The sequence below is a fragment of the Mesorhizobium sp. M5C.F.Ca.IN.020.32.2.1 genome (assembly GCF_004023105.1).
Taxonomy (GTDB): Bacteria; Pseudomonadota; Alphaproteobacteria; order Rhizobiales; family Rhizobiaceae; genus Mesorhizobium; species Mesorhizobium wenxiniae.
Map to the genome: position 1 here is coordinate 1 of NZ_RZSX01000397.1, position 5,550 is coordinate 5,550.

The 5,550-nt window shown below is 63.5% G+C and carries 8 protein-coding genes, 1 tRNA gene and 1 pseudogene; all 10 read right to left on the reverse strand.

Annotated elements, in window-relative coordinates; all coding sequences use genetic code 11:
* The coding region (locus EOA86_RS19795; RefSeq protein ID WP_164891841.1) for an integrase arm-type DNA-binding domain-containing protein at positions 1-724 on the reverse strand (724 nt) is incomplete at its 3' end.
* 214 nt (positions 725-938) lie between these two features.
* A tRNA-Phe gene (locus EOA86_RS19800) sits at positions 939-1,014 on the reverse strand.
* A 213-nt stretch (positions 1,015-1,227) separates the two neighbouring features.
* Complete coding sequence (yacG, locus tag EOA86_RS19805; protein ID WP_029348517.1) at positions 1,228-1,425, reverse strand: DNA gyrase inhibitor YacG; 198 nt, start codon at positions 1,423-1,425, stop codon at positions 1,228-1,230.
* Between the two features lie 13 nt (positions 1,426-1,438).
* Positions 1,439-2,065: a Maf-like protein gene (locus EOA86_RS19810; RefSeq protein ID WP_128343194.1), complete on the reverse strand. Its 627-nt coding sequence runs from the start codon at positions 2,063-2,065 to the stop codon at positions 1,439-1,441.
* A gap of 25 nt (positions 2,066-2,090) precedes the next feature.
* Complete coding sequence (infA, locus tag EOA86_RS19815; protein ID WP_006200926.1) at positions 2,091-2,309, reverse strand: translation initiation factor IF-1; 219 nt, start codon at positions 2,307-2,309, stop codon at positions 2,091-2,093.
* 87 nt (positions 2,310-2,396) lie between these two features.
* On the reverse strand, positions 2,397-2,864 hold the full coding sequence (locus EOA86_RS19820; RefSeq protein WP_281035678.1) for a low molecular weight phosphatase family protein: 468 nt from the start codon (positions 2,862-2,864) through the stop codon (positions 2,397-2,399).
* Position 2,865: 1 nt separating this feature from the next.
* Positions 2,866-3,351 (reverse strand): UPF0262 family protein, encoded by a 486-nt coding sequence (locus EOA86_RS19825; RefSeq protein ID WP_029348511.1) that lies wholly within the window; start codon positions 3,349-3,351, stop codon positions 2,866-2,868.
* A gap of 6 nt (positions 3,352-3,357) precedes the next feature.
* Complete coding sequence (hisD, locus tag EOA86_RS19830) at positions 3,358-4,650, reverse strand: histidinol dehydrogenase (protein ID WP_128343197.1); 1,293 nt, start codon at positions 4,648-4,650, stop codon at positions 3,358-3,360.
* A gap of 9 nt (positions 4,651-4,659) precedes the next feature.
* Positions 4,660-5,091 carry a DUF2948 family protein gene (locus tag EOA86_RS19835; protein WP_065009241.1) on the reverse strand — a complete coding sequence of 144 codons (432 nt, stop codon included), beginning with the start codon at positions 5,089-5,091 and terminating at the stop codon, positions 4,660-4,662.
* Between the two features lie 169 nt (positions 5,092-5,260).
* Positions 5,261-5,550: pseudogene (locus EOA86_RS19840) on the reverse strand (UDP-N-acetylglucosamine 1-carboxyvinyltransferase); the annotation flags it as partial.

The window sequence follows — 5,550 nt, forward strand, 5'->3', positions numbered from 1 at the left end:
CACCGGGGCGGGGAAACAGCAGCGCCATCAACCTCAGAGCCGCTCGGGTTGCGGGCTGTCCGTCGAATGTCTCGATCGCACGCAGCAAGCCGCCGAATGCCTTCGGATCGGTAATGGCGGCACGCGGCGTGACCGTTGGCCTGATGAGAGCGCCCCTCAGCGCGGACGTGGGGTCAGTGTCGGCGCGTGCAGTGGCGATGGCGTATCGAAAGACGCTGCCAATGGTCGAGCGCAGCCGCCTGGCCGACTCGTATCGACCGCGCACCTCCACGCTACGAAGGGCAGCAAGGATAGTGGCCGCATCAATGTCCCGAATGCACTTGTGCCCACAGGTGAGATAGGCGAAGTCGAGTAGCCATTTGACCTTGGTGATAGTCCGGTCGGCACGTCCCTCTTTCTTCAGCTTGTCCACATATTCCTCGGCGATTGATCGAAAGCTGTCCTTTGCCGAACCGACCTTTCGCAACTTGCGTTCCTGCGCGGGATCGATGCCAGTGAGGAGGAGACGTTTGGCGTCATCGCGCGCCTTGCGTGCTTCGGCGAGCGAAATAAGGGGATAGCTGCCCAACGCCAGAAGCTTCTGCTTGCCGTCAAATCGATAGGCGAGGCGCCATAGGCGGGATCCGGTGGGCTGCACCCAGAGCTGGAGCCCGCCACCATCAGACAATTTCAATAGCTTGGAAGCAGGACGGGCATTTCGGCATTTCACGTCGGAAAGGGCCATTTGTGGGACACCTCCCTTTGGCTGTTTCGATACCATCAGGATGTCCAGTACCAACGGAAATACCAGCCCTCCGCCTCGTTAGACCAAATACGCCGAAATTCCATGAAACGCGCTCAATCGCGCCATCCTTCCCAAAAAGATGAACGATTTCAGTTGTTTGTGCAAACAGAAGCGTAGAAGATTCGGCGAAAGGGAGTGTCGGGAGAGGAGGGGATGGTGCCCAGAGGCGGATTCGAACCACCGACACGCGGATTTTCAGTCCGCTGCTCTACCAACTGAGCTATCTGGGCCTGTCCGGCACGCGGGCAGTTCTGCACGCCGGATTTCTCGAAAGCGCCGCAGGCGCTCCTTGAAAGCGCGTGGGTTATAGCACGGGAATCCGGCCTGTCCAGCGCTTAAGCGTTGATTTCAAGCGGGAAACGAGCAGTTGCCCGATAGGCGGATTCATGGGACGCGGTCGAGGCCCGCAGGCTGCTCTGAACAGCCTCATTTGGCAGGGTCCCTCATTTGGCAGGGTCGTTGTCCGGTTCGTCCTCGTCGTCGCGGGCCGGAATGACGTAGGCGCCCTTGAGCCAGCGGTTGAGGTCGATCTCTTTGCAGCGCACCGAGCAGAACGGGTAGGTCTCACGCGCCGACGGCTTTCCGCATTCGGGGCAGGGCCGCTTGGGGCGCAGCGGCGTGACCTTGTCGTCCGAGCTCATGACCGCCCCGAACTCACGGCCGAGCTGACTGCCATTTGGCATGCACCTTGAAACCCTCGCCGGTCAGCAGCGCCACCGTCTCATAGAGCGGCAGGCCGACGACGTTGGTGTAGGAGCCGACAAGCTTGACCACGAAAGCGCCGGCCAGCCCCTGGACGGCATAGCCGCCGGCCTTGCCGCGCCATTCTCCCGAGGCGACATAGGCGTCGATCTCGGCGCGCGGCAGCCGCTTGAAACGCACCCTGGTCTCGACCAGCCGCTGGCGCAGCTTGCCGCCCGGCGTGATCAGGCAGATGCCGGAATAGACCCGGTGCGAACGGCCGGACAGCAGGCCGAGGCAATTGGCGACGTCGTCGAACGTTTCGGCCTTGGGCAGGATGCGCCGGCCGACTGCGACCACTGTGTCGGCGGCCAGCACGAAGCTGGGCACATAGTCCTCTTCCGCCTGCAGCGAGGCCAGTGCCTTCTCGGCCTTTTCCTTCGACAGGCGCTTGGCCAGCGAACGCGGATGCTCGGCGCGCAGCGGCGTCTCGTCGACACTGGCCGGCAGCACGCGGTCCGGCTCAATGCCGGCCTGCTGCAACAGTTCGATCCGGCGCGGCGAACCCGAGGCAAGCACGAGCTTCTGCAAAATGCTCATCGCGATCCCGGCCGAACTGACGATTTTACTTGAAACGGTAGGTGATGCGGCCCTTGGTCAGGTCGTAGGGTGTCATCTCGACCAGGACCTTGTCGCCGGTGAGCACGCGGATGCGGTTCTTGCGCATGCGGCCGGCCGTGTGGGCGATGATTTCGTGTTCGTTTTCGAGCTTCACCCTGAACATCGCGTTGGGCAACAATTCCGTGACGACACCCGGAAACTCGAGGACTTCTTCCTTCGGCATTCGATACCTTTGCTTGGATGGGATTCCCAGCGCCCCGGCCGGAATTTGCGCGGAACCTATATGATAATCGTGCGCTTGTGAACACGCTTAATCAGCGCCGTTTTTTGCTTCCGGCTCTACGAAACGGTGGCCGATTCGCGCCCTTAGCCGTTCGCGCACCTCGCGATAGGCGGCCATGATCTGCTCACGCGTGCCGCTGACGCCAGTCGGGTCCGGCATCGGCCAATATTCGACATCGACGGCAAGCGAGCGGGTAAGCTCGAGCGCGGTGTGATGCGCTTCCGGCGACAGTGTGACGATCAGATCGAAATAGTCGTCCTCGAGATCGTCCAGTGTCCTCGGGTGCCGCTCACCCAACGAAAGCCCGTCCTCGGCCAGCACGGCGTCGACGAACGGGTCGCGTTCGCCGCCGCGCACCCCGGCCGACGCCACGAAGGTGGTGGCCGGAAGCACCTGGCGCGCCAGCAGTTCGGCCATCGGCGAGCGCACCGCGTTCATGCCGCAGACAAACAGGATCGAGCGGGGCAGGATCGAGCGGGGCAGAGGGGCTGGCAGTTCAGCCTCGCCAGTGCAGCACGCAGACCAGCGTGAACAGCCGGCGCGCCGTGTCGAAATCGATTTCGATCTTGCCGGCCAGCCGGTCCATCAAGGTCTGTGAGCCCTCATTGTGCAGCCCGCGCCGGCCCATGTCGATCGCCTCGATCTGGCTGGGGGTCGAGGTGCGGATGGCGTCGTAATAGCTTTCGCAGATCATGTAATAGTCCTTGACGATGCGCCTGAGCGGCGTCAGCGACAGGATGTGGGTGACCACGGCAGCGCCGTCCTCGCGCGTCACTGCGAAGACCAGGCGGGATTCGGCCAGCGACAGTTTTAGCCGATAAGGCCCGGCGCCGTCGTCATTGACCGGCTGGAAGCTGTTTTCCTCGATCAAGTCGAAGATCGCCACCGCCCGCTCATGCTCGACATCGGGCGTCGAACGGCCGATCGATTCATCGAGTTCGACATCGATCAGCTTGGCATAGGTTCGATCGTAGTCCGACATGTCAGTCTACATGTTCAGCCGGATGGCGACGGAGCGTCCATGCGCGTCGAGGCCTTCCGCCTTGGCCAGCGCGATGGCCGCCGGCGCCAGCGCCCGCAACTGCTCCGGCCCGAGCTTCAGGATCGAGGTGCGCTTGATGAAATCGAGCACCGAAAGACCGGACGAGAAGCGCGCCGAGCGCGCCGTCGGCAGCACGTGGTTGGAGCCGCCGACATAGTCGCCGATGGCTTCCGGCGTGTGACGGCCGAGAAAGACGGCACCGGCATTGCGCATCCGCGCCAGGAAGGCTTCTGGCTCGTCGATGGCAAGCTCGACATGTTCGGCCGCGATGCGGTCGACCAGCGGCAGTGCTGCCTCGATTTGGGGAACAAGGATGACGGCGCCGAAGTCGCGCCAGCTCGCCGCCGCCGTCTCCCCGCGCGGCAGGCTCTGCAACTGGCGTTCGACCGCCTGTCCGACCGCCGCGCCGAAGGCGGGATCGTCGGTGATCAGGATCGACTGCGCCGACACGTCATGCTCGGCTTGGGCAAGCAGGTCGGCGGCGATCCAGTCCGGATTGTTGCTGCCGTCTGCCACGACAAGCACTTCCGAAGGCCCGGCGATCATGTCGATGCCGACCGTGCCGAACACCTGGCGCTTGGCCGCGGCGACATAGGCATTGCCGGGGCCGACGATCTTGGCGACCGGCTTTATCGTCTCGGTGCCATAGGCCAGCGCCGCGACCGCCTGGGCGCCGCCGACGCGGTAGATTTCGGATATGCCGGTCAGATCCGCCGCCACCAGCACCAGCGGATTGATGATGCCGTAGGGAGCCGGCACCGCCATGACGATACGCTCGACGCCGGCGACCTTGGCCGGCACGGCGCTCATCAGCACCGAGCTTGGATAGCTCGCCGTGCCGCCCGGCACATAGAGCCCGACCGCCTCGATCGCCGTCCAGCGCGAGCCGAGCTCGACGCCGGCAGCGTCCGTGTAGCGGTCGTCCTTCGGCCGCTGCCGCTCGTGATGGGAACGGATCCGGTCACGGGCGAATTTAAGCGCCTCGATCGTCTGCGGGTCGGCCGCATCATAGGCCTTGGCGATGTCCTGTTGCGACACGGCCATGCCGAGGCCTTTCAGATCGGCCTGCTCGAATTTCTGCGTATACTCGATGAGCGCCGCGTCGCCCTCGGCGCGCACCCGCGCGATGATCGCGCGCACCACGGCGTCGACGTCCGCCGAGACCTCCCGCTTGGTCAAAAGGAACGCGGCAAAACGCTGCTCGAAATCGGCATCGGACAGACGAAGGGTGATGGCCATATTGTGTACTCAGGCTCTGTGGAAGGGGCGCGACGTCGCCTCCCAGGCGCCGCCGATGTCAGCGAGCCGCGCCTCGATGCACTCGACATCGAGCATGATCGCGCCGCCGCCTGAAAAGATCAGCTCGACAATGCCGGCCGGCTTGTCGAGGGCGACGAAGCTGATCGCCAGCAGCGACAGCACCTCGTCCGGCTTGTCGCGGGCAATGCCGCTGGTTTTGGCGCCCAGCACACGGTCGAAATGCAGCACGCTTTGCCGCCGCTCATTGTGCTGGCGGAACAGGCCCGTTTTCGCCTCCCAGACGAAGCGGTTCATCGTCATCACGAAGCGCTTGGCCGCCGGCATGTATTCGAGGTCGCCGACCTTCAGCACGGCGTCCTGGACATGGGCCGAAACGATGCTCAGATCCTGATCGTCGAGCGCGACAAGCTTGAGAGCCATGCGGATTTCACACCTGAAGGTTGGTTTTCAGCCCTCTGTTAGAGCATGAACCCAAAAAGTGGAAACCGGTTTTTGGAAAACGTCGTGCTCCAGACAGGAATCCAGCCGGTTTTGGCGATCCGTGCAACCGCGCCAAGATCAAATACTGAAGCCCTGGAATCCCGATTGCCTAAGCCGAAATCCGCTCGATCACCGCGCCGCAGCCGGACAGCTTTTCTTCCAGCCGCTCGAAGCCGCGGTCGAGATGGTAGACCCGATTGACCGTGGTCTCGCCTTCGGCCGCCAGGCCGGCGATGACCAGCGACACCGAAGCGCGAAGATCGGTCGCCATGACCGGCGCGCCCTTCAGCTTCGAAACGCCGTCGACGATCGCCGTCTGGCCGGACAGTGTTATGTGGGCGCCGAGCCGGGCAAGCTCCTGCACGTGCATGAAGCGGTTTTCGAAGATCGTCTCAGTGA

What these genes read in the sequence shown, in the direction of transcription:
- yacG (WP_029348517.1), bottom strand. Translation starts at nt 1,425, where the DNA reads ATGAGCTCGGACGACAAGGTCACGCCGCTGCGCCCCAAGCGGCCCTGC.
- EOA86_RS19835 (WP_065009241.1), bottom strand. Translation starts at nt 5,091, where the DNA reads ATGGCTCTCAAGCTTGTCGCGCTCGACGATCAGGATCTGAGCATCGTT.
- EOA86_RS19825 (WP_029348511.1), bottom strand. Translation starts at nt 3,351, where the DNA reads ATGTCGGACTACGATCGAACCTATGCCAAGCTGATCGATGTCGAACTC.
- EOA86_RS19810 (WP_128343194.1), bottom strand. Translation starts at nt 2,065, where the DNA reads ATGAGCATTTTGCAGAAGCTCGTGCTTGCCTCGGGTTCGCCGCGCCGG.
- hisD (WP_128343197.1), bottom strand. Translation starts at nt 4,650, where the DNA reads ATGGCCATCACCCTTCGTCTGTCCGATGCCGATTTCGAGCAGCGTTTT.
- infA (WP_006200926.1), bottom strand. Translation starts at nt 2,309, where the DNA reads ATGCCGAAGGAAGAAGTCCTCGAGTTTCCGGGTGTCGTCACGGAATTG.